Raw genomic sequence first — 24,292 nt, 5'->3', positions numbered from 1 at the left:
GCTATGCGGGAAACTGGGTGATGACGGAATGAGATAGGCGGCGTATCGAGGCGGGTGTCGAGCCTGCCAGAACCTCAAGGAGAGCGATACGCCATGAACGAGCATAGCAACATTGTCCCACTGCGTCAGCCCGATGAGATCGACGATCCACTGACGAATATTTTGCGATCTGGTGCTCGGCAGCTGCTTGCGCAGGCTGTCGAGATGGAAGCCGAGGCGTTTCTCGCCGCGATGAAGGGCTTGAAGCTTCCCGATGGCCGCGACCGCCTCGTGCGGCACGGCCATGGTCCAGTGCGGACGATCCAGACGGGGATCGGCGCCGTCGAAGTCGCCCGGGTAAAGATTCGCGATCGCGCGGTGACCAGCGATGGCGAGCGGATCCGCTTCACCTCGGCTATCCTGCCGTTGTGGGCACGGCGCACGAAGAGCTTGGATGCACTTTTGCCGGTTCTGTACCTGCGAGGCATCTCGACGGGCGACTTCCAGGAGGCGCTGGCGGCGCTCTTGGGCAAGGATGCGCCGAATCTTTCTCCGGCGGTGGTTTCCAGACTGACGACGGAGTGGCAGCTCGAGTACGAGCGTTGGCAGAAGCGCGATCTGTCGGCGCGCCGGTACGTATACGTGTGGGCGGACGGCGTCTTCCTGCAGGCTCGCATGGAAGACCACAGCGAATGCATGCTGGTGCTGATCGGCGCGACGCCGGAAGGCAAGAAGGAACTCATCGGCTTCCAGGTCGGCGTGCGCGAGAGCACGCAGAGCTGGCACGAACTGCTCGTCGAGGCGAAAACCCGTGGGCTGAAGATCGCCCCGGAAATCGCCGTCGGTGACGGCGCGCTCGGCTTCTGGAAGGCGCTCGACGAGGTCTTTCCCGCCACGCGACATCAGCGGTGCTGGGTGCACAAAACCGCGAATACCTTGAACAAAGTCGCAGTGTCGGTACAGGCCAGCATGAAGAAGGATCTGCGCGAGGTCTATTTGGCGTCCAACCGAGCTTCGGCCGAAGTGGCGATCGATGTCTTTGCCGAGAAATACGGAGCGAAGTACGACAAGGCGGTCGAGTGCCTGACGAAAGATCGCGACGCAATGCTTGCGTTCTACGAATTCCCCGCCGAGCATTGGGACCACTTGCGGACGACGAATCCCATCGAAAGCGTGTTCGCGACGGTCCGGCACAGAACGGTGCGCACGAAAGGTTCGTTATCGTCAACGACTGCCAAGTTGATGGTGTTCAAGCTGCTCTGCGCCGCATCAAAGACCTGGCGGCGGCTGAAAGGCACAAATCAGTTGCCGAAGGTCAGCGCAGGTGTCAGATTCGAAAACGGCATCGAGGTCATCCAAGTGCCGGAAAACCACGCCGCCTGATCGCCTCGTCACCCAAAATCCCGCATAGCTCACAGGTCGTCGGGCGCGGCGCCGGATTTACGGTGAAGCCGAACGCAATGCGCTCGCACTCCTCTGAGAAGCCTCGGACCGGGTTTGCGGGAAGCGGCTGAAAGCCTTGATATCGATGCTGATCGACGCGATGGAGCGGGCACAGCCATCTTGACCTCGCTCCCGAGATCCGCGGCAAGCTGCTTTCGATGAGCGCGGCGACGATCGACCGGGCGTTGGGCCGGATTCGGGAGGGGCTCGGTCGCCAGCGCCGGCGACCGGCCGCACACGCCCTACGACGCAGTATTCCGATACGGACTTCGGCGGATTGGAATGATCCCGCACCGGGCTTCGTGGAGGCGGACCTTGTCGCGCACAGCGGTCCATCGGCGCGCGGCAGTTTCGTACAGACCCTGGTCCTCACTGACGTCGTGACCGGCTGAACGGAATGTGCGCCGCTGATCGTGCGCGAGCAGACGCTGCTGAGCACCGTGCTGACGGAATTGCGTAAGCAATTGCCCTTCGCGCTTCTTGGCTTGGACACGGCCAATGACACCGTTTTCATGAACGAGACGCTCAAGACGTACTGTGACACGGCCAGTATCATTTTCACGCGCTGCCGGCCGTACCGCAAAAACGATCAAGCGTTCGTCGAGCAAAAGAACGGCGCTGTCGTGCGCAGGATGGTCGGCTACAATGACCGTCATGGCGTATCCTCAGCCGTAAGCAGTCGGCCAGAGGGTTCGGGCAGAATGTGCTTCTCCGCAGCAAGCTTGATTGAGGCCTCCATGACTGACGCCGCCAGCGTGGGATTATCCTTCAGATCTTCCAAGGTAGCATCGACGTCGAACCGGCCCTGGCTGAGCGTCGCCGCCATGCTCTTGCTGTAGGGCGCGGACTTAAGAGCCGGCACCTGTTGCAGGAGTCGCTGAAGCTCTTGGCTTTTCTTCATGAAGAGGCGGACCCCGGTGTCGGATTTATAGCCGTCCGTGCCGACCTTGATGCCGAGGCTCAAGAGATTGTTTGCGCTTTGGACGAGATCGTCCGGATTGTAACCATCCGGGCGGGGATCGATGCGCGCCGGATAGTGGTCGAGTATGACCTGGATGCGGTCGCGAGGCTGAGGAGCCGCCGAATAGGCCTCCGCCAGTTCCGGGAAAAGCGCGACGAGTGCTGGGCTCACCGTCAGCTTTGCCTCGCTCACGCGTCCGACTGCCTCACGCAGGACCTGCTCATCCGCCCTCGCTGCCCAAGCATCGAGGTCGGCGACGAGCAACTCGGCCGTTTCGCGAGCGACCGGATGGGCTGCGACCTCGATCTCGTGCCTCGCCTGCTCGAGCTTGTCCTGGATTTCCTGGCAACGCACCTGCTCCTGGTTCAACAGGCCACCGATCTGTCGCCTGAGCTCGTGCTGAACGCCCTCGTAAGTGCCAAAGATGGCCCGCTCGGCAAACCAGTGTCGACCTTGATGGGACTGCGCCAGAAAGCTTCGCTGCAGGCTGCTATAGACTTCCAAAACATTCGTCGTGGCCGCGAGGATCTGGCTGGCACGACTGAACTGGTAGCTATCATCCTTGATCGCCGGCGTATGCGACTTTGGCGGCTTGAGCGAGCGAACGCCGCGAGCTTGCTCCTTCTCATCGAACCGCCGGACATGCTGATAAAGTTGTGGCCGGTCGGCGAGGATAATGACGGTATCCCCGTCGAAGTCGCCATCGAGCTTGTTCTGTTCACCAGGCGGGACTGCAACCAATGACCCCGGAGCGAACAATTCGGTTGCCTGCAGAATGCCGACACATTCGACCTGCACGTCCACCTTCGCGCGGTCCTTACGCTCGGTCCAGCTCGAATGGCACTTGACGTCCTCGGCCGACATCACCAGTCCACGGTCGGCGTACTCGGCCGGCCACATCTCATCTGGCACCACGATCAAAATGCCTTTGGCAAAGAAGCTCGGATCCTCAGCCGCCAGCTTGTCCTGCGACTTCTGGGCGATACTGAAACTGTATTGCATGGCCACGTTCCGATCGAGGAACGCCGCAGTCGGATCCCCATCAACTGCTGACTTGACTCGTCCGGCGGCGAACGGGCGCAGGTTGGGCTTGTCATAGGGGGACCGCCCGAGCAGCACACCACCTTTCCCTGTCAAGGTGTCGCTCTTGAGCGTCGGCACATGGAGGCAGCCATCATCGGATGGGACGGCCACCGCACCGGGACCATTGATATGTCCGGCCGTGACGGTGCGAAACAAGTCTTCCGACGTCAGCTCTTGGCCTTCTCGGCTTTCAAGCCAGGTCCTGGCCTTCTCGCTCGCTTCTTCCGCCACCTGCTCGTTGCGAGGGTAATGTTGCAGCGCCGAGGGAGGGAGGGACGATCTCCTTCCCTCACCAAAGGCCCGCAGCCGATCGGGACCTTCCTGGTGACCAACCCGGCGAACAGCAGGCATCCGCTCGGCCAGCGAAGCCTTGATGAAGCCGCAGCCGTCATGCGGTCGCAAGGCAATCGGACCTTCCGGTCCAGTCAGCTTAAAGGGATGCGCTTTGCCGCCAGGCCGGTCCGGCATCAGCAGCAGTTTGAAGGCGCCCTCCAGCGCGTAGTCGTGAGGCCCTAAATCTTTGATCGCGGGTGGCGCCGCAAACCCCCTGCGTTGCGTGTACCAATAAGCTTCTTTGAACGGCGCCCAGGCGCGCGACAGGTGCTCGAACGACGTCCCCGGAGCGGTTTCGGCATAGGGAATGGCCAGCAGCTTGCCCCCGGAAGACGCCGCCGGCTGATCGCCTGGAGCCCGGGCAGCGATCTGCGACAGCCTCGGTTTGGGTGCTTTCAACATGCTGCCGCCGAACAGGTCCAGGCGGTACGGCACACCCTCGACGGTCAGCGTCCGCGCCAACATGAAAGTGCTCGGCTTTGCCGGCAGCTGCACCGCAACCACCGGCAATGCCCCCGAGGTCAGGCGATGCAAAATCGAATAGCGTGTCTCAGGCTCCGTCGCCACTCGCCGTCCCTGCAGGTCCACCACCGGCAGCTGCATCAATCCCGCGTCACCCTGCGGTGGTCTGGGCGCGTGATCCATGGATCGCAACACCTGATAGACGTCGAAGACGGACGCAGCATGTTGAACCTGGACCGTTGCCGCCTCGCGCACGATGAACGCGTCCAGCGCATCGACAGGGCTGTCCGCCTCGATCTGCGCGATCAGATTCCAGCTCATGTTGGAAAGATCGCTTTGGATGAGGTCGCGCGCCTCCTTCAGGATCCTCTTGGTCCCGTGCCGCAGCATTTCCTGCCTGATCCGTAAATCGGACCTCTTGCCCTCGACATACGGTCGTTTGTAAAGACGTTCCAGGTCCGCACGCGCCTTGATTACTTTATAGATCGAGAGGGCGGGACAGCGAGTCGCAAACGGCCCACGGGTCCGCTCCGCCTCGCTTGCGTCGAGATACGCATCGATCTTGCGCTCCACTACCGGTTGGATGTCGTTCAGCAGGTTTAGAGCCTGCCTGCGGCACGAGCGCAGGTGCGGGCTGCGCACCAACGGCAGCAGGGCGGCGCAAAGATTGCTCATGGTTTCGAGGTTACTTTCCGCGGCAAAACCAGAGGCACCATACAACTGGTTGAGCCGATTTAACCCGATCGGTGCGAGCAACCCGAGGTCCTCAAACAGCCTAGTCTTCGCCAGCGCTTTGAAAATGGTAGCAATGCTCAGAACATCGGCCTGCTCCAGCCGATCATGGTGCAGGTAGTGAGCCAGCTGATGTAAGCTGTTCTTCAGCAGGGCTGTCTCCGCAACGTCTCCACCGTCCTCACCCCTAATGACACTGTGTCCCAGAGCATTGGCGATCGCGATGAGCTCAAGCGTCGTGAACGAACCAAAGCGTCGGCCCGGTCCGCCGAGGCCGCGCGCGATGTCTATTACCGCCTGATGGCATGCCGCATCTTCCAGCCATTTGCTGAAGCCGTCCACCAGGTTCGCCAGCGCCTGCGGGTCAAAACGGGAGAGCTGGGAAGGCACCTCACCGGCGATGGCGACGGTGGCCTCGCGACAGCCCGCCGCGTCCGGCCATTTGCTGAAGCCGTTCACCAGGTTCGCCAGTTCCTGGGGCTTAAAACGGGAAAGCTTGGAAGGCACCTTACCGGCGATGGCGACGGTGGCCTCGCGACAGCCCGCCGCGTCCGGCCATTTGCTGAAGCCGTTCACCAGGGTGGCCAGCGCCTGCGGGTCAAAACTGGAGAGCTTGGAAGGCACCTTACCGGCGATGGCGACGGTGGCCTCGCGACAGCCCGCCGCGTCCGGCCATTTGCTGAAGCCGTTCACCAGGTTGGCCAGCGCCTGCTGGACAAAACTGGAGAGCTTGGAAGGCACCTTACCGGCGATGGCGACGGTGGCCTCGCGACAGCCCGCCGCGTCCGGCCATTTGCTGAAGCCGTTCACCAGGTTCGCCAGTTCCTGGGGCTTAAAACGGGAAAGCTTGGAAGGCACCTTACCGGCGATGGCGACGGTGGCCTCGCGACAGCCCGCCGCGTCCGGCCATTTGCTGAAGCCGTTCACCAGGGTGGCCAGCGCCTGCGGGTCAAAACGGGAGAGCTGGGAAGGCACCTCACCGGCGATGGCGACGGTGGCCTCGCGACAGCCCGCCGCGTCCGGCCATTTGCTGAAGCCGTTCACCAGGGTGGCCAGCGCCTGCGGGTCAAAAAGGGAGAGCCCGACACTGTCGGCGCGGCGACTGACCTCACCGGCGATGGCGACGGTGGCCTCGCGACAGCCCGCCGCGTCCGGCCATTTGCTGAAGCCGTTCACCAGGTTGGCCAGCGCCTGCGGGACAAAACGGGAGAGCTGGGAAGGCACCTCACCGGCGATGGCGACGGTGGCCTCGCGACAGCCCGCCGCGTCCGGCCATTTGCTGAAGCCGTTCACCAGGGTGACCAGCGCCTGCGGGTCAAAAAGGGAGAGCCCGACACTGTCGGCGCGGCGACTGACCTCACCGGCGATGGCGACGGTGGCCTCGCGACAGCCCGCCGCGTCCGGCCATTTGCTGAAGCCGTTCACCAGGTTGGCCAGCGCCTGCGGGACAAAACGGGAGAGCTGGGAAGGCACCTCACCGGCGATGGCGACGGTGGCCTCGCGACAGCCCGCCGCGTCCGGCCATTTGCTGAAGCCGTTCACCAGGGTGACCAGCGCCTGCAGGTCAAAACGGGAGAGCCCGACACTGTCGGCGCGGCGACTGACCTCACCGGCGATGGCGACGGTGGCCTCGCGACAGCCCGCCGCACCGGGCCACTTGCTGAAGCCATTCACCAGCAAGGATAGGCCTTGATCAGTCTGCCTCCGAAGTCCGCGGCTTTCATTGCAACAAAATTCCGCGATTCTGATCGCCCCCCTGCGGCATTCCGGCACCCGGGAGTTCCGACCGAATGATACGGCGAGGAGCGCAAGGGCTCGGTCCTCGACTTCGTACATAAGCGCGTCGTCGAGCCTCGATACTCGAGCTGCTAAGGCCTTGCAAGCTTCCATGCCTTCCCGACCGCCAGCCTCACCGCTCACCGCGTTGCATGTCTTGGCGTAGCTCCATGATTCACCAGCGCGGATATCTTCCTCCAAGCGCGCGACAAATCTGTATCGGAAATCAGCGGCGGCCTTTTGCAGGAACGTTGGCTTGTCTAGCATTCGCAACTGCCTGCCATAGTTCGCCACTGCACCTGAGAATCCATAGACGTCGCGAGCCCTATCAATATCCCTTAACGCCATATTAAGTACGCTCGAAGACCCGTAGCGGCGCTCTAAGCTTGCACCGTGGATGCTCTGCGCAGTGACATCGTCGACGCGCCGTTTTCCTGGCCTGGCACTCAGGTCGGACGCAGAATACCTATGTGGCGGGAGCGCTTCTGTTCGCAAGCTCGCGGCTGCTCGATCGCTTCGCCAGTGCTCGCCGCCAGAACGCGACGAACTCTCTGCCCGACTTGGTGCATCACGATAAGACCTGTACGATTGTTCAGAGCTTGCACCATGGACGCTTTGCGCGGCGACATCATCGAAAGGCCGCCTTCCTGATCCAACCGCTCGGTCGGACGCGGAATACCTATGCGGCGGAAGCGCCTCTGTTCGCGAGCTTCCGGCTGCTCGATCGCTTCGCCAGTGCTCACCGCCAGGACCCGACAAGCTCTCCGCCCGACTTGGTGCGTGATGATAAGATCTATACGGTATATCCGGGCTTTCACCATGCCCGCGCTGCGCAGCTATATCGTCGATAGGGAGGCGAGCAGAACAAGTCCCCGAATCTTGAGGCTGAGAGCCCATCCTCCCAAGGACAGAAATGTTCGTTTGACCGTCCTCGCCAGAAACGCCATCTGCGTGAGACTTGGCCGCGCCTTCAGCGCCGTCGTCTGCAAGTTGCCAAACGCGAATCCCAAGTCCGCTAATGCCGGTCAGAACGCGCCTCCAATACAAGCACGAATGCGCTGGTTGTGATCTTCGCACAATGGCGACCTTGAGCGTGCTAATACATCCATCGCAAGCGCGCAGCGATCGACCATCCGTCGCATTCGAATCTCCTGTGCTCCTCTCCTACGGCCAGGACAAATAGATGTTTGTTATGAAGCGATATTCCACACCTATGGTCTGAGCCCTCGTTTCAGCCAGCGATGGTGCCGAAGCCATAGAATTGGGGATCGTGTTGGGCCATTTCGGCTCCCTGATCCCACGTCAGGGAACGGCGTAGCTCTTCAGGCAAGGTTATGATGGTGCGCAATTGCGACACGCACGGCTTCGGCCCCCGTGTCCCGCCAGTGCAGGCCCGTTCGTCCGGCCGATAGGAGCGAGAGTGGGTAGTTCGTCAGTGCCGAGCATGCCGCGCTAAGGTCGTCCAGCAGATGCAGACTTGGTTGTTGAAGCAGATCGCGACGAAGTTGCCAATCGAAGGTGGCGATCGCCGCAAATGATCGTCGGTCTCGCCGGCTGAACTCGAAAGGAGAGCGGTACGCAATCGGCTCGGGGTGTTGTCTTTTTCCAAAATTCAGATCGACATGAAGATGATTCTGCGCCGGTCTGGCTTTCTTCCGCTCTGCCCCCCTCGCGGCAGATCCGAAGAGCACGATCTTGACGCTCATTCACGACAGCCTCCCCAGGCCGCCGGATCACGCTTCCGGACGGCACCAAGGTCGAGGAGAGCAGAGAGCTGGCCCCCGGTTGTTTGGACAGCGCCCCGCCGGATTTAAGTGGATTCCTGCCGGGTTATGCTGAACGCGGGGCTTTACGGTTTTGTCGTTGCGTCGGGAGGGCGTAGCCCGACCAGAGCGACGACAAAACCGTCGGCGACGGTCATGCGGCCATCACCATAGCTTGCGTGCCGAAGTAAGCCTCGTCGGGCGTGCGCCCGTCAAGGCTCGAGTGAGGGCGTCCCTGATTGTAGAAGGCCAGATACTTGGCAATTGACGCTCGCGCCTCGGACACGCTGTCGTAGGCGCGGAGATAAACTTCTTCGTATTTGACCGTGCGCCAGAGCCGCTCGACAAACACGTTGTCGCGCCAGGCGCCCTTGCCGTCCATGCTGATGGCGATCTTCGCGTCCAGCAGCACATCGGTGAACTCGAGGCTGGTGAACTGGCTGCCCTGGTCCGTGTTGAAAATCTCGGCCTGCCGTGCTTCGCCAACGCCTCCTGGACCGCTTCGACGCAGAAGGCCGCCTCCATTGTGATCGAGACGCGATGGGCCGACGCCTCGGATACAAAGTACTTTCGTTCGTCGGTGAACCGCACGGCCAGCTCGCGTGGCGACAGGTCAGGTAACTCCAGCGCCAGGTCGATGATCTAGCCCGTCCTATTCGTGAGAGTGCGTTTTCTAGTCCGATTGATGTGGCCGCACATCTGCTCTGACGAGGCGCACAGGATTGCCTTCGGCTTTTCGCCGCCTGACCACCCGTACTTTGCAACGCGCTTGAGGGATAGGTTGGGCGAACGGGGGGCGGACGCCCCGCCGGTCAAGGACTGAGCGGCAGCAGCGCGCCGGGCAAGCCGCGGATCAGGTCGGCTTCGGGACATGCCGCGGCGAACGCAAGGCGAATGCGGCTCGTGGTCTCGACCACACGGGCAGCGAGTTTCAAGAGACGAAGACGCAGCGTCGCGAACTCGGCAGCGGCCAATTCCCGGGCTTTGGGAATGGCGTCGCGCACGGTCAGCATCAGCCAATAAGCGGCCGTATGGAGCACGAGACGGACCTGGTTGGCGAGCGCCGAACGGCAGCTGGTGCGGTCGGAGGCGAGCTGTGTCTTATGCAGCTTGATCAGATTCTCGGCTTGGCCGCGCGCGCAATACAGGCTGTCGTAGATCCACTCGGCCGAGCCGACATCGAGGCTGGTGACGACGAAACGGATGTCGAGGCCGAGCATCGTCGCCTCAATACGGGCGACGGTGCGCCGTTCGCGATCCCAGGACTTTGCCTTGTGGCGCGTCTCGGTATAGCCACGCAGAACCGGCAGGTTCTCGATGGCGCGTCGCGTGCGGATGTCGTCGGCGACCTCGTCGACTTTTCTGGCGAGAGGCTTGGTGCCGGACAGACCGAAGATGTAGTCGATGCCGTTGGTCTCGCACCACGCCATGGCCTCCGGCCGGGCATAGTGCCCGTCGCCACGGAACGTAATTTGCGTGTTGTGCCATCGCGTCCGGATATGCCGTACCAGGCGGCGCAGATGGGCACGCACCTCGACGCCGCCCGGCGTCTTGCCGGACCGCAGCACGACGGCCACGGGCCGGCTCTTCTCCGTGTCGTAGACGTGGATCGGCAGAAAGCAGCGTTCGTCATAATGAGCGTTGAACAGCGAGAGCTGCTGATGGCCGTGGACGACATCGCAGGTATCATCGATGTCGAGCGTGACGGATGCCGGCTCGTGGGGGTAGCTATCCATCCATGCGTCGACCAAAATGTAGGTCAGTCGGATCACGTCGCGCAGGCGCGGAGCATTCTCCAGCCGCGACAGCGTCGGCTGGGAACACAAATCCCGGCCCGTGTCCGGTAGGCGACCGCAGGCCAGCTTGAATGCGGGATCGGACCGCAGATGATCGAGGTCGTCGGCGTCCTCGTAGCCGCAGCAGATCGCGAACATGCGCGCGCGGAACATATCGACCAGGCTGTGCACGACCCGCGTCGGATCGCGCCGATCCGGGAACACCCGGGCCAGATTGTCGGCCAAACCGAGACGCCGCTCGGCCATCGCCAGAAGCATCACGCCCCCGTTCGAGGTCAGGCGCCCACCATCGAAGGCAGCTGTGACTTTCTTGGCGTGAACGGCTGGAAACGAGAAGGGCGGAATCGTATCATCGGTCATGGCGGGCGTGGCGTTCGCGGGTGGAGGTGATGGGGTGGCTTCGCAACCTATCCTACGCCGCATCAGCGCTTTACACCACGCTCGCCAGCCCTCAGGCGCACTCTTACGAATAAGACGGGTTAAGTTGAAGAAAGATTGAGTGACTCCCGATCATTTCTGTGCCGAAACGCGGAGTAGAGCTGGCCCCGGTTGTTTGGACAGCGCCCCGCTGGATTTAAGTGGATTCCTGCCGGGTTATGCTGAACGCGGGGCTTTACGGTTTTGTCGTTGCGTCGGGAGGGCGTAGCCCGACCAGAGCGACGACAAAACCGTCGGCGACGGTCATGCGGCCATCACCATAGCTTGCGTGCCGAAGTAAGCCTCGTCGGGCGTGCGCCCGTCAAGGCTCGAGTGAGGGCGTCCCTGATTGTAGAAGGCCAGATACTTGGCAATTGACGCTCGCGCCTCGGACACGCTGTCGTAGGCGCGGAGATAAACTTCTTCGTATTTGACCGTGCGCCAGAGCCGCTCGACAAACACGTTGTCGCGCCAGGCGCCCTTGCCGTCCATGCTGATGGCGATCTTCGCGTCCAGCAGCACATCGGTGAACTCGAGGCTGGTGAACTGGCTGCCCTGATCCGTGTTGAAAATCTCGGGCCTGCCGTGCTTCGCCAACGCCTCCTGGACCGCTTCGACGCAGAAGGCCGCCTCCATTGTGATCGAGACGCGATGGGCCAGGACCCGTCGGCTGAACACATCGACGACCGCCGCGAGATAGACGAAGCCACGCCGCATCGGAATGTAGGTGATGTCCATTGCCCACGCATGGTCGGGCCGCTCGATCTTCAATCCGCGCAACAGGTACGGGTAGATCTTGCGACCCGGAGCCGGCTTGCTCGTGTTCGGGCGACGATAGACCGCCTCGATCCGCATGCGCTTCATCAGCGTCGCGATGTGGCGGCGACCGGCGTATACGCCCTCCCGCCGCAGCAACGATCGCAGCATACGCGCTCCCGCGAAGGGATAATCGAGATGCAGCTCATCGAGCCGACGCATCAAGGCAAGGTCCTCGGCCGAAACTGGCCGAGGTTCATAGTAGACCGTGCTGCGAGCCAGCTTCAGGACCTTCGCCTGGCGCACGATAGAAAGATCATGACCGCGGTCGATCATCGCTTTGCGCTCAGCAGGCCCGCCTTGGTGAGCGCGCCGGACAAAAAATCGTTTTCCAACGCCAGCTCGCCGATCTTGGCATGTAACGCCTTCAAATCGACCGGCGTCTCGGCCGATGTCTTGTCATGCCCAAACACGCCGGCGGCGCCTTCCAGGAGCTGGTTTTTCCAGATCGTGATCTGGTTCGGATGAACATCAAACAGTTGCGCCAGCTCCGCCAGTGTCTTGTCGCCTTTGACCGCAGCCAAAGCAACCTTCGCCTTGAATGCCGGAGAATGCGTCCGGCGGCTCTTCTTCGTCATCTTCGCTCCTGATTCGCAGCAAGAATCCTCGCCGCTGTCAGGCAGAAAATCCACTCAAGCTACTGTCCGAATTTGCGGGGCCAGCTCTGAGACAAACTGAGGGATTTTGCGGAGGGATATGGCGCGACAATCCTGATTGCCGCTGCCATGCGCCGTTCCGCCGCGTAACCGAGTAAGATACCTGCTTAGATGATTCTGTAGATGCGAGGCTAGCGTGGACCGACACAATTATGACCCAACCAACGTAACAGCTTCGTCGCAGGTGCAGCACGACCTGTTGCAGGAGCAGCAGGCGGGCCAAGCCGGGCAAGAGGCCTTTGAGCAGCAATTGCACGAGGCGCGCCAGGCCGATACCGCGATGCCGGACCGGGGGAACACTCCCAATGTGTCTAGCGACGGCCAGCAGTCCCCGGACGAACCGATAGGTGCACTCGCCGGGAGCAACCTTCTGCCAAGCGAGAAGGTTCTCATCAAAGATGGGCATGACACAGCTGAGTTGAGACCAACGAACAGGCCGAGGACCCCAGACTATCCGCAAGCCGTTGCCATTGAGCGGCAGCTGAGCGAGGTCGCCAATTCAGTTGGAGGTGGTGGAGCAATGCCTGGCGCCTCGGCCCCGCAGCCGGCTCAGTTAACTCTGGTTTCAATAGCGGGCACAAAAAGGAAACAGCCTCTTTATTCCAAGGATGCTCTCGTTGTTTTGGGGTTTAGGGAGGCCCTCATCGAGGGCAAGCTCGCCGAATCCTTCGTCCAGAGGATTGTAGGTCCTCTTCTTAGCTTTGGCCGCTGGCTCTGCGTAAATAACAAGACGGGCATTGTTGCTCGGCTAGACAACAATTCGCTGACCGATGGCGGTGATGTGTTCCAGCACAACGGAAACAGTGATCTCATATTGGCACTAGACCATCTCCGGACCTGGCGGTCGACGGGGCGCGTTCCCCGTCCAGCTCCCGTGCGCAAGCGCCAAAAAGCATCCACCGTCTATCCCCATGTGTCTGGGTGCGACCGGGAGCTTATCAGGGAGGTGGCTCAGGGCGTTATTGCAAGTCGGAAGCTGAAAGACGCGGTGGCTAACGGTTATACGCGCAATCTTAACAGGTTGGCGAATGATCTCGGGGAGCGCGGTCTATCGCTTGACGGGAGTAGCGACGCTTTCTTGCTCGCCCATGCTAAAGAAATCTTCAAGGGTGATAAACTTATGCGGGCCGCGGTGGGGGCGCTTAGAGAACATCGTGCCCCCAACGCTCCGGGCGCTTCATCTATTGGTGGGCGCCCACCGCTTCCTCCTGCCGATGGTGACGAAGGGCTCATTAAGGGCGCCATAAGCCACGCCCTTGAGAGCAACAAGTTGAGTTCGACTACCGCCCAGAGTTACGATTGGGCGCTTCGCAAATTCTCCCGAGAGCTAGGGCTTGACGGCGATTCGCTTTCTGCACTCGATCACGTAGCCCTACGTGTCAACGCGGACAGATTGTTTCGCAACGTCGGGTGGAAAATGGTCTTGGACGGCGGGCTGAAAGCGCTTCGTGAGTATCGTCAGGCGAAGGCTTCAGGCCCCTCGGTGGAGGGGGCTTCGGGCGCAGACGGCTCTCAGCAGGGCGCAGGTGAGGCTACCCAGTCGCCGATGGTAGACGTCGATCCCGAGGAGCTTCGGCAGCTGTTGGATGATGAGGCCGACGAGCCGCCGATCATGGCTGACGATCCAGAGCTTCTGCCACCGGAACAAGAGCTTCCGGAGGAGACTCAGGGACCGCGGGATCATCAATCCGGCCCCTTGTCGGCTCTCGAGCCAAGCGTGCGCGACGACCATGCGCCGGAGCCCGCAGAGTCCTTTCCTGACTTGAGCGGACACCGCGACCTCCAACAGGCCGCGCACGAGCTGATGGGGGCGCTTGAGTGGAGCAACTTCCTGCCAAGCGAGGAGGTTCTCATTAACGATGAGCATGGCACAGCGGAACTGAGACCAGCGAAGAGGCCCAGGACTCTAGATAATCCGCAAGAGGTCGCAATTCAGGGGATGCTGATCGGAAACGGCAATTCAGGCGGCCGCGTGCTGATGCAGGCCCCCATCCACCAGGTGGGCGCACGGCCATGGGACGCCGCCGCGCAGCACAGTGCTCCGCAGGAAGCTGTCAGTTCGCCAGTGGTCATTCCAGCGGAAAATTACGATCAGGATCTGCTTTGGGGGGGCGCGGACGAGGCCGCCTCACCGCCGTCTCGCGAGGCAAGCGCGAGCCATCCCCAGGCACCGGATTCCAGAGAGGCCGTCCATCCCCTTAACTGGCCGCACAATCACCAAGGCGCCTTGGACGAGATGACCGGGCGCAATCTCCTGCCGAGCCGGCAGGAGGGCCGGATTGAGGCAATGGTTCATCCGAATCCGTTCGAGTTGCGTGACGACCTCGTCCCGACGCCTGACTTTCGGCCGCTGTTTGCCGGGACAGTACCGGGTCATCACCAGGGCGATCGACAGCCCGGTTCGCCGCAGGGGCTTTCTTTGGTGCCAGCCTCCTCGGACGATGAAGCTTTGGCGTGCGAGGAGTTGTCGCGGCGGCAGATGCAAGAACCGGCCTCACCATCAACCGGCAGGGCTCCGTCAGACATCTACGGCGGTCTTGAATCATTGGTTGATCTGACTACGTTCACGCCGTCCGACTTGCGCGACGATGCTCACTTTGCGCCAGCGCCCTCTGCCAGGGCTCGCTCAGACAACTATGGTGCTCTTGATCCATTCATTGATCTGACTGCGCCCACACTGTCCCCATTGCGCGACGATGCTGTTTCTGTGCCGGTGTTTCCGAGCACATCCGCCGATGCTCAGATCGTGGCGTTGAATCCGACAGCCTCGTCCCGCGGGCTGGTGCTCGACGACGAGCAATGGCTGGGCGACGAGCATATCCTCAGGGATTACCAGCTTCTGGAGCAGGATTTGCTGAGGCACCCTCTGGATATCCCCACCCTGGATATCGCCGCCCGGACGCGGTTGGTGGATCCTACTGTGGCCCATAATCTGCTGCGCTCTCCCAACGATACCGTCGTGGAACTCGCATTGCAGCGCATCGTCTATGATGACAACGGTAATGATACAGCCGACTTCCTGTTCCTGCCAGTGAACGACGCCGATCCTACAGATCCTCGTTGCCAAGGGAATCATTGGTCGCTGCTGTTCGTTGATCGTCGCGACCGGAACTCGCCGATTGCCTATCACTACGATTCCTTCTGGGGATTCAACGAGACGTCTGCAGACCATCTGGCAGGAAGGCTGGGCCTCCCCGGCGACTCGGTGCAAGCCGGCATGGCCCAGCAGCAGAACGGCTGGGATTGCGGCGTCTTTGTCGTGGACGGCACGCGAGCGCTGGTTAGGGGGTTGGTGGCAGGCCAGCGAGGCCTGCAGAACCTTAGCAACCTCAGCGTCAGTCGGCCGGCACTGCAAACCCGACTGAGGGGCTGATAAGGGGTCAACTGCTCCTATGTGCAAACAGATGCTCGGCGCGGTAGCTCCCGGTGAGCGCCTTCGCGATCGTCTCGGCACTGGAGTGGCAACTGTAGTGGCGCAAGCACGCCAGCGCCTCGGGATCGCGCTCGCCGGCAAGGATCGCGCGTATGATACGCAGGCCGGTCGCGCCGGTGATGTCGGCGACGACGTGGTGGAGCTGAAGATTCATCTCCGTCAAGGCCTTCTGCATATGCTGGATGTGTGAGGCCGCGTACTCCAGCAGACGCTCGCGCTGACGCACGTAGGCTCGCAGCTCGGCAATCTGCCCTTTGGGCCGAAAGCTGGCCCGCAGCAACCCGAATGAATGGAGCCGCTGCAGCCATTGCGCATCGCTGACATCGGTCTTGCGCCCCGGCACGTGCTTGGCATCGCGCGCGTTGACAAGAAACACGTTAAATCCCCGGGCATCGAGAAGCTCGAAGATCGGAATCCAGTAGACGCTGGTCGATTCCATGACGACAGTCTCGACGCCGCATTCAGTAAACCAGTCGACTAGCCGATGCAGATCAGCCGTGAAGGTACCGAAGCTGCGGACTGGCTCCGGTGCGCGATCTGCCCTCACGGCTGCCATGTGCATAGTCGCTCCGACGTCGATGGCAGCCGCGTCCGGGTGCACCATCTGCATCTTACCTCCGTTCTTCGACTTCGATCTTTTGGGGTTCATCTCTAATCCTCCTGCTGACGGCGGCGGAAGGGCTGGGCTGCGCTATTCGTCAGATTCCTAAACGGGATCGCCGGATGGCGTCACCACTCTCAAGTACGCGACAACCCATGGACCAGGTTTTTTAACGGGGTCGCGTGCCACCAAAATCGTATCGGCCGCTCCCTCCCGGTCGGCAATCTAGCGCCGGTCCGTTTCTATCCCACAGGGGGAGCGCAGCGCCGCGCATAGTTTTTTAGAAGGAGCGCTCACCAAGGCGGGATTGCTGAGCGCAAAGCGATGATCGACCGTGAGCACGAGCTGTCGATCACCAGGCAGGCGGAGGCTTTGAACATCAGCCGCGGCAGCGTGTACTACCTGCCGCGGCCGGTGCCGGACATCGACCCGAAACGGTCTTCGGCCATGCCGGACAGCGGCTCAACTTACTGCTATAAGCGTTGAGCTTCCTAAGATGCTGTCAAAACGGGCAACTTGCCTGAGCGCAGCCGAGACCTGCGGTCAATTGCCCAACGACGTTATCTGAATGCCGCACTGTCTGACATTTACCGTATTCCTCCGGCGGCGGCCGTCTTGTGAAGTTCGAGCGTCTTTCTGAGGATGTGACCTTATGTATGGTCCGGCCGTGTGTTGCGAGAAGATTCGTCGAATTGGCGGCGGCGGTCTTGCATCTATCCACCCGGAGGCACGTGTCTGGGCTACCTACCGAGCCCCTGCAGCACCAGCCGGTTCAGCCTTGCTGCAAAGGCCGTCGCGTGCTCCGGCAGTTCGCCGTCCAGGATCTGCGCCTGTTCGAGCAGAAGCAGGCTGAGGTCGTCGACGGCCTTGGAGCCGGCCTCTGCCCTGATAATCGCCGCCACCACCGGATGGCGCAGGTTGATCTCGAGGATCGGCTTGGTGCGCATGCCGCGGTTCTGCTGCGACAGAATGCGCTCCAGTTCGCGACTCGGGCCGTCAGTGCCTGCGACGAGGCAGGAGGCGGAGCTGGTGAGGCGCGTGGAAGCCTTGACGTCACTGACGCGCTCGCCGAGCGCGGCCTTGATCAAGGCGATGGTGGCCGCTTCATCGGCGGCCGGCTCGTCCTCCTTCGCCTCGTCCGTTTCGTCGACGCGCGGGATCAGGTCGAGATTGAGGTCGCCCTGGCTCAAGGACTTCAGCGGCTTGCCCTCGAACTCCGATGGCATCGAGGTCCAGAACGCGTCGACGGGATCGGACAGCAACAGCACCTCGATGCCGCGCGCGGTGGCGGCCTCCAGCCGCGGATTGGATTTCAGTCGCTCGATGCTGTCACCGACGAGATAATAGATCTCGGTCTGGTTCGGCTTGAAATCGGCGATAATCTGCTTGAGCGAGCGCTTCTCGCCTGACGTGGTGGTGAAGCGCGACAGCGCCAGCAGCTTTTCGCGACGCTCGAAATCCTCGTAGATGCCTTCTTTCAGCACCGCGCCAAAAGCATCCCAGATCTTGGCAAAATTCTCCGGGTCCTTCTCGGCGAGGCTTTCGAGCTCGGACACGACGCGGGTCGCCACGGCTTTGCGGATCTGCGCGAGCTGCGGATTGTTCTGGAGCATCTCGCGGGAGATGTTGAGCGGGAGATCCTCGCTGTCGACGACGCCCCGGATGAAGCGGAGGTAACCCGGCAGCAGATCGGCATCATCGGTGATGAAGACGCGGCGGACGTAGAGTTTGACGCGGCCCTTGCGATTCGGCTCGAACAGGTCGAACGGCTTCGTCGACGGTGCGAACAGCAGCACGGCGTAGGAGTGGCGGCCCTCGGCGCGGTAGTGCAGCGTGATCGCGGGATCGCCGAAGGCGGAAGCGATCTGCTGATAGGCCTTTTTGTAGTCGTCTGCCGTCAGCTCGGATTTCGAGCGCTGCCACAGCGCGCTTGCCGAATTGATCTGGCGCGGCTCGCCCTCACCGGGCACAAGCTCGATGGGAAACAGGATGCTGTCGGAATAGGCACCGACGATGCGCTCGATCTCGTAGGTCTCGAGATACTTCTTCGCGTCGTCCTTCAGGTGCAGGACGATCTCGGTGCCGCGCGCCACGCGCGCTGCGTCCTCGTCGCTGGCGCGGGCGATCTCGAATCCGGAGCCGCCGGAGGACGTCCAGGTCCAGACGTCACTCTCGCCGGCGCGGCGGCTGATCACGACGATCTTCTCGGCGACCATGAAGGCAGAATAGAAGCCAACACCGAACTGGCCGATCAGGCCGAGGCCGTCCTTGGCCTCCTTCAGCTTCGACACGAACGCCTTGGTGCCGGAGCGGGCGATGGTACCGAGATGGTCGACCAGCTCCTGCCGCTCCATGCCGATGCCGTTGTCGGCGATCGTCAGCGTATTCGCCGGCTTATTCGGAATGATACGGACCTTCAGCGCCTCGCCCTTGCCAAGTAATGAAGGGATCGCGATAGCCTCATAGCGGAGCCTGTCGCAGGCATCCGACGCGTTCGAAAGAAGCTCGCGCAGGAAGATGTCGGTCTCCGAATAGACGGAGTGCACCATCAGGTGCAACAGCTCGGACACCTCGGCTTGAAAGGGCTGCGTATGCACAGCCGTATCTGACGTCGTCATGCATTCACCGGATCACAATTGGGTAAGGGGAAACCCGGATATAGCGCAGAAATACGATGGATCAAGAGTCGTGATGGGACTGTTGACCTTTCCCGCCTGTGGCTGGAGGTCGGCCGAGGCCCACTGAAGGGCGCAAGCGGGAGGCTCCGCGCGGCCACAACGAGCCGTCGACCACAGAAGTTCCGACGTGGCCCTTGAGGAAATGTCCCTGAAAGTCCGTGGTCCCCGTTCCCGCGACCGAGTGCTTCGGAATAACCGTCGCCTGCGAAGCTATGAGGCGTGGCGACCATGAGGCCATCGCCACGAACGCACGATCCGCAATCGATACGCTGTCCTATCCGCGCCGTCACCGAGCTCACGATCCTGGCGACCGACCATCCCTGGCTGCTGTCGATCATCGCCGGCGCCTGCGCCTCGGCCGGCGCCAACATCGTCGACGCGCAGATCTACACCACGACCGACGGCCGCGCGCTCGACACCATCTCGATCTCGCGCGAATACGACCGTGACGATGACGAAGGCCGCCGCGCGACGCGGATCGGCGAGATGATCGAGCAGGTGCTGGAAGGCAAGCTCAGGCTGCCCGAGGCGGTGGCCAAGCGCGCGGTGCGCAGCAAGGCGCGGCCGTTCGTCGTCGAGCCCGAAGTGACCGTCGACAACCAGTGGTCCGACCGCTACACCGTGATCGAGGTCTCCGGCCTCGACCGCCCCGGCCTGCTCCACCAGCTGACGACCGCGATCTCGAAGCTCAACCTCAACATCGCCTCGGCGCACGTCGCGACCTTCGGCGAGCGCGCCCGCGACGTGTTCTATGTCACCGACCTGCTCGGCGCCCAGATCACCGCGCCGACCCGGCAGGCCGCGATCAAGAGCGCGCTACTGCATCTGTTGTCGAGCGAGGACCAGGCGGCGAAGCCGGCAGCATGACGCTCCGCCCGCTCTAGCCGAACAGCCGCATCAGCAACGCCTTGCCGACCGGCGCCGCGCGCACGCCGTGGAAGGCGCGGACATATTCGCCGGCATAGAACGCGCGCACGACATTGATCCGCGTCGCAACCGCGTCCTCGAAGCGGACGCCGAAGCCGTCGCGGGTGCGGCGGACCACGGTCGCGGTCACGCTCTGGCCGTAGACATTGCACTTGATCAAGGCGCCGATGGCGGGCGGGGCGGGATCGATGAAGCGCGCGCCCGAAATCGAGATGTCGGCCATCCGCACCAGCCGCGGTTCGGCGCCTTCGTGAACCAGGATCGGCTCGTCGCGCTCGAAACGCTCGGCCTTGCGGCGCCGCGGCTGCTCGATGCAGATGAAGCACACGATCGCGAGCACGACGCAATTGTACAGGCTCCAGGCCAGTGCCAGTCCGCCATAGGCGATGCTGTCGCCGCGCAGGTGCAGGATGAAGGCGTAGGCGATCGCCACCAGCGTAATCAGCAAGGCACCGCCATAGAGCCGCAGCAGCGGCCACTCGATGAAGCGGCGGTTGCGGTCGCCGCCCTTGGCGGTCACCTTGAATTTGTGGCCCTGCGGCTTGACGAGGCCGGTCACGACCGCCTTCAGGACCGCCGGCGCCGCGATGTATTGCGAGACGTCGGTCATGATCGCAAGCGAGCGGCCACGCGATATCCAGGCCATCGTGAAGGCGTGCCAGACATAGAACGGCAGGAAGTACGTCAGCAGCTCGAACAGGTCAGCATGGACCGCCTTGATGCCGAACAGCAGAAAGAGCCAGGGCACAACCAGGCCGAAAACCTTGGTGCCGTAGACCGCCGCCCAGCTCATGAAGGCATCGACCAGCGACAGCCGGTCCATGAAGGCGAGCCTGGATTGCCGCGAGAACGGCCCGCTGCGGCCCCTGAAGATCTGCATGAAGCCGAGGCACCAGCGCCCGCGCTGGGTGATGTATTCTTTCAATCCCTCCGGCGCGAGGCCGATGGTCAGGCGCTCGTTCAGATAGACCGTGCGCAGACCCCTCTCCTTCAGCCGCAGCGTGACGAGATAGTCTTCCGTCACCGAATCGGTGGGGAAGCCGCCGATCTGCATCAGGCCGGAGAAACGGATCAGCGATGAGGTGCCGCAGCAGAACGCGGTGCCCCAGGCATCCTTGGCCGGCATCAGGATATCGAAGAAGAAGCGCTGCTCGTCGGGCCAGACGTCGGTCGCGGCGAGATTGGTCTGGATCGGATCCGGATTGATGAAGTGCTGCGGCGTCTGCACGACGCCGACGGTGCCGTCCTGCATCAGGCTGATCGCCCGGGTCAGGAAGTCCGGCATCGGGACAAAATCCGCATCGAGGATCGAGATGAACTCCGGCCGGTCCGGCAGAGCGGAGACGTGGTGGAGCCCATGATTGATGTTGCCGGCCTTGGCGTGCCGGTTGTCCGGACGGGTCAGGTAATTGCAGCCGAGCTCCTGGGCGAGCCGGCGCAACCAAAGCCGTCGCCCGTCGTCGAGCACCCAGACGCGATAGTTGGGATAGTTGAGTCCCGTCGCGCCGATGATGGTGCGCTCCAGGATCGCCTTCTCCTCATTGTAGGTGCAGATGAAGACGTCGACGAGCGGCGCATCCGTCGGGGCCCTGGATCGGCGAAGGATCGCGTTGACCTCGGGCGAGCGGTCGATGGTCCTGGAGAGGAACAGCAACGACAGCCACACCGCGATCATCGAAGCCGCCTCGGCCGCCACGAAGGGATAGCCGACCACCGCGTCGGCGGTGAGTCCCAGAGGCGGCAAGGTCTGGGTCACCCGCCAGACGAAGTAGTGCAGCAGCAGGACGAACGACATGCCGGTCATCATGATGCGGGCCAGCGTGTGCTCGCGCCGGAGCAGCGGCAGGATCGCAAGGCAGGCGCCGAAGGCAACCAGGCCGGGCGCGAATGCCGCCATCATGGCTTTGCCGCATCCGTGTTGAACACCACCCGTCCGGTGCGGCCGACCGCGCATTCCTTGCCCGTGCTGTTGAGCGCCGGCATCGAGACCGTCACCCGGTAGGGCTCCTTGTTCAGCGCATCCGGATTGATCGCAAGGTTCGCGGGCGCGCCCGATGCGCCGGTGAGATTGACGATCTCACCCTGGATCGTCGCGCTGCCGTCATTCGGCTCGAAGATCGCTTGCTCGCCGAGCCGGAGGCGGTTGTAGACTCCTTCGGTGACATTGGCGGTGACCACGGCGCCGCTGCAATCGAGCAGCTTGAGCAAGGGCTGACCGGCCCGGACATCCTCGCCGGGCGACGTCATCATCTCCCAGATGCGTCCGGCGACCGGCGCCTTAATGTCGGCTTCCGCCCGGTTGACGTAGTGGAACTGTTCGACTGCAATCTCGTGCGTGAGCCAGTCGATCTCGGCGTCGGCATGCGCCAGATCGGCGCGCAGATCGCTGGCGCGCTGGCGCATCTCCTCTTCGCGTTGCGCGGAGCTCGGCCGATCATTGTAGCTGTCGCCGAGATAAGTGCCGCTCCCGACAGCGGTGAGCTCAACCTTGGCGGCGTCGAGCCGGCGGCGGGCGCCGATCTCGGTCTGCTGGGCGATCGCCTGCTCGCGCGTCAGGCGGGCCATTTCGACCGTCGAGACGCTGCCCGATTTGATCAGTGACGAGGCCCGCTCGACGGCGGCCACTGCCTCCTCCCGCCGCGCGGCCGCGGCCTCGATCGCCGACTGGATTTCGGCAATGCGCGCCTGGAGCTGGAGGAGGCGACCGTCGCGGAACTGGGCCGCCTGGCGCGCAAGGTCCTGTTGCGCCGTCTCGGCGGCCGCAAGCTTGGCGGCGAAACTCGGGCGCTCATTTTCCATCCGGGACATCTGCCGCCGAAGATCGTCGAGCCGCACGCGATCGCCACGCGCGTTGACGACATGAAGGATCGCGTCGCCCTCATGGACCACGCTGAGTTGCGTCGAGCCTTGCGGCGGCCTCGCGCTCACGGTGCCGTCGATCGGCGAGCGCAACGTCACGATCCTGGCATTGACCACGGCCTCGACGCTCGAAGTCTGCAGCACGGCCTTCAGCGGCAACCATCCGAAGACGGCCACGATCGCAAGGCCAATGCCGACCTTGAGCAGGCGGCGAACCCACCGGCCCGAGCCTGCAGGTGCTTCGGGATGGGGAGCACTATCGCTGACGGGCTCGCTCACCGGCTCGTCGTGCGCCGGCTGCAACCGATCCTGCAAATCGCGCTGCAATCCGCATGCGCCCGCGTCCTTATCCTTGGTGACGGAAACTTTGTGTTCAGGAGAGGGCTTCTGCTGCTGTGCCTGATTCATTGACCGGCCCCTGAATTGTCGGTGCGGGCGGGGTTCAGAAACCGTAATCCTGAACGGCCAATGTGCTTTTGGGGTGCCCCTTCGACATGGGAGCACCGTCCCACCGAACGGGGCCGTTATACGCTGGCCCATTGATGGCCACTGATACTATCTTGCTTGCTTGGGTTTCTGAGGCCCAACCCTATGGTTGCACACAACCTAGACGGTTGCAACAGTCATTTTCTACTCAGGGCGCGACGAAACCGCGCGCTCTCGTAAAGCGGTTGCAAGGCTCGACGTGTGGATCGGCGTGGGGTCCGGACGCCGATCGGCGTCCCAAGCGCGTGATTGACTTCGCGCGTGCGGGGTCAATGTTCGGCCTCGATTCACAGCCCGCCTTCCGGCAAACCTCGGCGACTGGCGTCCTTTCCTCTGCCTGACGCAAAACGAAAGCGATCTGTGCCTCGGTGAACTTCGATGCCTTCATGGAACTCTCCTCGTCCCCAAGGGGATCATAAGTGGAAAATTCCAGCTCCGATTGGCCTAATCTGCGGGGAGCACGTCAGTCTTGGGCCAGAGCGAACTTCAAACTGGATTAAGCCTGAGGGGCAAGGTCATTGCCGATGCTGATCGGATGCACCACGTCGTCTGGGATTTGTCATACGCCGGTGACGAGGGCGGCATCATCTGCCATTTGTCTCGCTCGGAAGAAACAGGCAGAGCGCTTGTCGTCTCCCTCACACCTGTGAGCGTGCCGCGCTCGATGCCACTTGCAGCGGCCGTTCTCGATTATCAGAAGCACCGAGTGAAGAAGCTCAAGAAGCCGGGCCGGAGGTAGCATAGAAATGGCGCACGCGATCATCCGAGGAAAGAATGGTCGCCGATACGAAGTGGATTTTGACGACGCGCCGGTACGCGTCGAAGTTCATGCCAGTGAGGAGACCGTCGAGATTTTTGTGGAGGCAGATTTTGAAACGCACCTGGAAGAACGGCGACGTTTTGCGATAATCAGCATCCCCCGCCACTTGTTCAGCGAGGCCACGGGTCGGACGGCGCGACGCGCAGCGAAGGATCGTCAATGCCGCTGCCGCGCACTCTGTGGCGCTTCCCCCTTCAGGCCGCAGCCATGCGCTCCCTACCGCGGAGCGGTTTAGTGCAACATTCATTCTGGCAACCTCGGCCCGACATAG

The 24,292-nt window shown here is 62.3% G+C and carries 10 protein-coding genes and 8 pseudogenes; 6 read left to right on the top strand and 12 right to left on the bottom strand.

What is annotated here, in order from left to right; genetic code table 11:
* Positions 1 to 44 precede the first annotated feature (44 nt).
* Both ACFLEY_RS47495 and ACFLEY_RS47490 read left to right on the top strand, forming a co-directional pair.
* Positions 45 to 1,362: pseudogene (locus ACFLEY_RS47495) on the top strand (IS256 family transposase).
* Positions 1,363 to 1,396: 34 nt separating this feature from the next.
* Positions 1,397 to 2,093 (top strand): annotated as a pseudogene (locus tag ACFLEY_RS47490) (ISNCY family transposase); the annotation flags it as partial.
* On the opposite strand, the gene ACFLEY_RS47485 reads toward ACFLEY_RS47490, so the two are convergent.
* The 6 genes and pseudogenes from ACFLEY_RS47485 to ACFLEY_RS47460 all read right to left on the bottom strand — a co-directional run bounded on the left by ACFLEY_RS47485 (position 2,075) and on the right by ACFLEY_RS47460 (position 12,139).
* A complete protein-coding gene (locus tag ACFLEY_RS47485; protein ID WP_304495018.1) occupies positions 2,075 to 6,667 on the bottom strand; it encodes a hypothetical protein in 4,593 nt (1,530 codons plus the stop codon). The pseudogene ACFLEY_RS47490 and the gene ACFLEY_RS47485 overlap by 19 nt on opposite strands.
* 548 nt (positions 6,668 to 7,215) lie before the next feature.
* Entirely contained in the window at positions 7,216 to 7,512 is a 297-nt protein-coding gene (locus tag ACFLEY_RS47480; RefSeq protein ID WP_129557678.1) for a hypothetical protein, read from the bottom strand.
* A 527-nt stretch (positions 7,513 to 8,039) separates the two neighbouring features.
* Positions 8,040 to 8,167, bottom strand: a pseudogene (locus tag ACFLEY_RS47475) (IS30 family transposase); the annotation flags it as partial.
* 519 nt (positions 8,168 to 8,686) lie between these two features.
* Positions 8,687 to 9,081, bottom strand: a pseudogene (locus tag ACFLEY_RS47470) (transposase); the annotation flags it as partial.
* A gap of 263 nt (positions 9,082 to 9,344) precedes the next feature.
* On the bottom strand, positions 9,345 to 10,688 hold the full coding sequence (locus ACFLEY_RS47465; protein WP_060913166.1) for an IS1380-like element ISBdi2 family transposase: 1,344 nt from the start codon (positions 10,686 to 10,688) through the stop codon (positions 9,345 to 9,347).
* A 321-nt stretch (positions 10,689 to 11,009) separates the two neighbouring features.
* Positions 11,010 to 12,139 (bottom strand): IS3-like element ISRj2 family transposase gene (locus ACFLEY_RS47460; protein ID WP_129557682.1). Its coding sequence is split into 2 segments (ribosomal slippage): positions 11,010 to 11,887 and positions 11,887 to 12,139, totalling 1,131 coding nucleotides; the frame shifts between segments, so codons are not numbered across the junction.
* Positions 12,140 to 12,353: 214 nt separating this feature from the next.
* Here ACFLEY_RS47460 and ACFLEY_RS47455 point away from each other — a divergent pair.
* Positions 12,354 to 15,590, top strand: a complete 3,237-nt coding sequence (locus ACFLEY_RS47455) for a hypothetical protein (RefSeq protein WP_323670453.1) — start codon at positions 12,354 to 12,356, stop codon at positions 15,588 to 15,590.
* A gap of 22 nt (positions 15,591 to 15,612) precedes the next feature.
* Here ACFLEY_RS47455 and ACFLEY_RS47450 read toward each other — a convergent pair.
* Positions 15,613 to 16,299 (bottom strand): annotated as a pseudogene (locus tag ACFLEY_RS47450) (IS110 family transposase); the annotation flags it as partial.
* Positions 16,300 to 16,527: 228 nt separating this feature from the next.
* On the opposite strand from ACFLEY_RS47450, the pseudogene ACFLEY_RS47445 reads away from it, so the two are divergent.
* Positions 16,528 to 16,680: pseudogene (locus tag ACFLEY_RS47445) on the top strand (IS3 family transposase); the annotation flags it as partial.
* A gap of 311 nt (positions 16,681 to 16,991) precedes the next feature.
* Here the strand turns inward: ACFLEY_RS47445 and htpG are convergent.
* On the bottom strand, positions 16,992 to 18,869 hold the full coding sequence (gene htpG / locus ACFLEY_RS47440) for a molecular chaperone HtpG (protein WP_028154357.1): 1,878 nt from the start codon (positions 18,867 to 18,869) through the stop codon (positions 16,992 to 16,994).
* A gap of 336 nt (positions 18,870 to 19,205) precedes the next feature.
* Here htpG and ACFLEY_RS47435 point away from each other — a divergent pair.
* Positions 19,206 to 19,796: pseudogene (locus ACFLEY_RS47435) on the top strand (ACT domain-containing protein); the annotation flags it as partial.
* Positions 19,797 to 19,809: 13 nt separating this feature from the next.
* Here the strand turns inward: ACFLEY_RS47435 and ACFLEY_RS47430 are convergent.
* From ACFLEY_RS47430 to ACFLEY_RS47420, 3 genes and pseudogenes are all read right to left on the bottom strand, one after another.
* Positions 19,810 to 21,756, bottom strand: a complete 1,947-nt coding sequence (locus ACFLEY_RS47430; RefSeq protein ID WP_396605018.1) for a glycosyltransferase — start codon at positions 21,754 to 21,756, stop codon at positions 19,810 to 19,812.
* The gene (locus ACFLEY_RS47425; protein ID WP_309249519.1) at positions 21,753 to 23,255 is read right to left on the bottom strand and encodes an HlyD family efflux transporter periplasmic adaptor subunit; all 1,503 of its coding nucleotides are present in this window, start codon (positions 23,253 to 23,255) and stop codon (positions 21,753 to 21,755) included. The genes ACFLEY_RS47430 and ACFLEY_RS47425 overlap by 4 nt, the downstream gene beginning before the upstream one ends.
* A gap of 238 nt (positions 23,256 to 23,493) precedes the next feature.
* Positions 23,494 to 23,589 (bottom strand): annotated as a pseudogene (locus tag ACFLEY_RS47420) (transposase); the annotation flags it as partial.
* A gap of 81 nt (positions 23,590 to 23,670) precedes the next feature.
* Here ACFLEY_RS47420 and ACFLEY_RS47415 point away from each other — a divergent pair.
* Positions 23,671 to 23,940 carry a hypothetical protein gene (locus tag ACFLEY_RS47415; protein ID WP_018273925.1) on the top strand — a complete coding sequence of 90 codons (270 nt, stop codon included), beginning with the start codon at positions 23,671 to 23,673 and terminating at the stop codon, positions 23,938 to 23,940.
* Here the strand turns inward: ACFLEY_RS47415 and ACFLEY_RS47410 are convergent.
* Positions 23,918 to 24,268: a hypothetical protein gene (locus tag ACFLEY_RS47410; protein ID WP_155258298.1), complete on the bottom strand. Its 351-nt coding sequence runs from the start codon at positions 24,266 to 24,268 to the stop codon at positions 23,918 to 23,920. The two genes, ACFLEY_RS47415 and ACFLEY_RS47410, sit on opposite strands and share 23 nt — an antisense overlap.
* Positions 24,269 to 24,292 lie beyond the last annotated feature (24 nt).

The sequence above is a fragment of the Bradyrhizobium sp. YCK136 genome, from assembly GCF_044570075.1.
Taxonomy (GTDB): domain Bacteria; phylum Pseudomonadota; class Alphaproteobacteria; order Rhizobiales; family Xanthobacteraceae; genus Bradyrhizobium; species Bradyrhizobium diazoefficiens.
The sequence above is the reverse complement of the archived record's forward strand: the minus strand, read 5'-3'. Positions and strand labels throughout refer to the sequence as shown.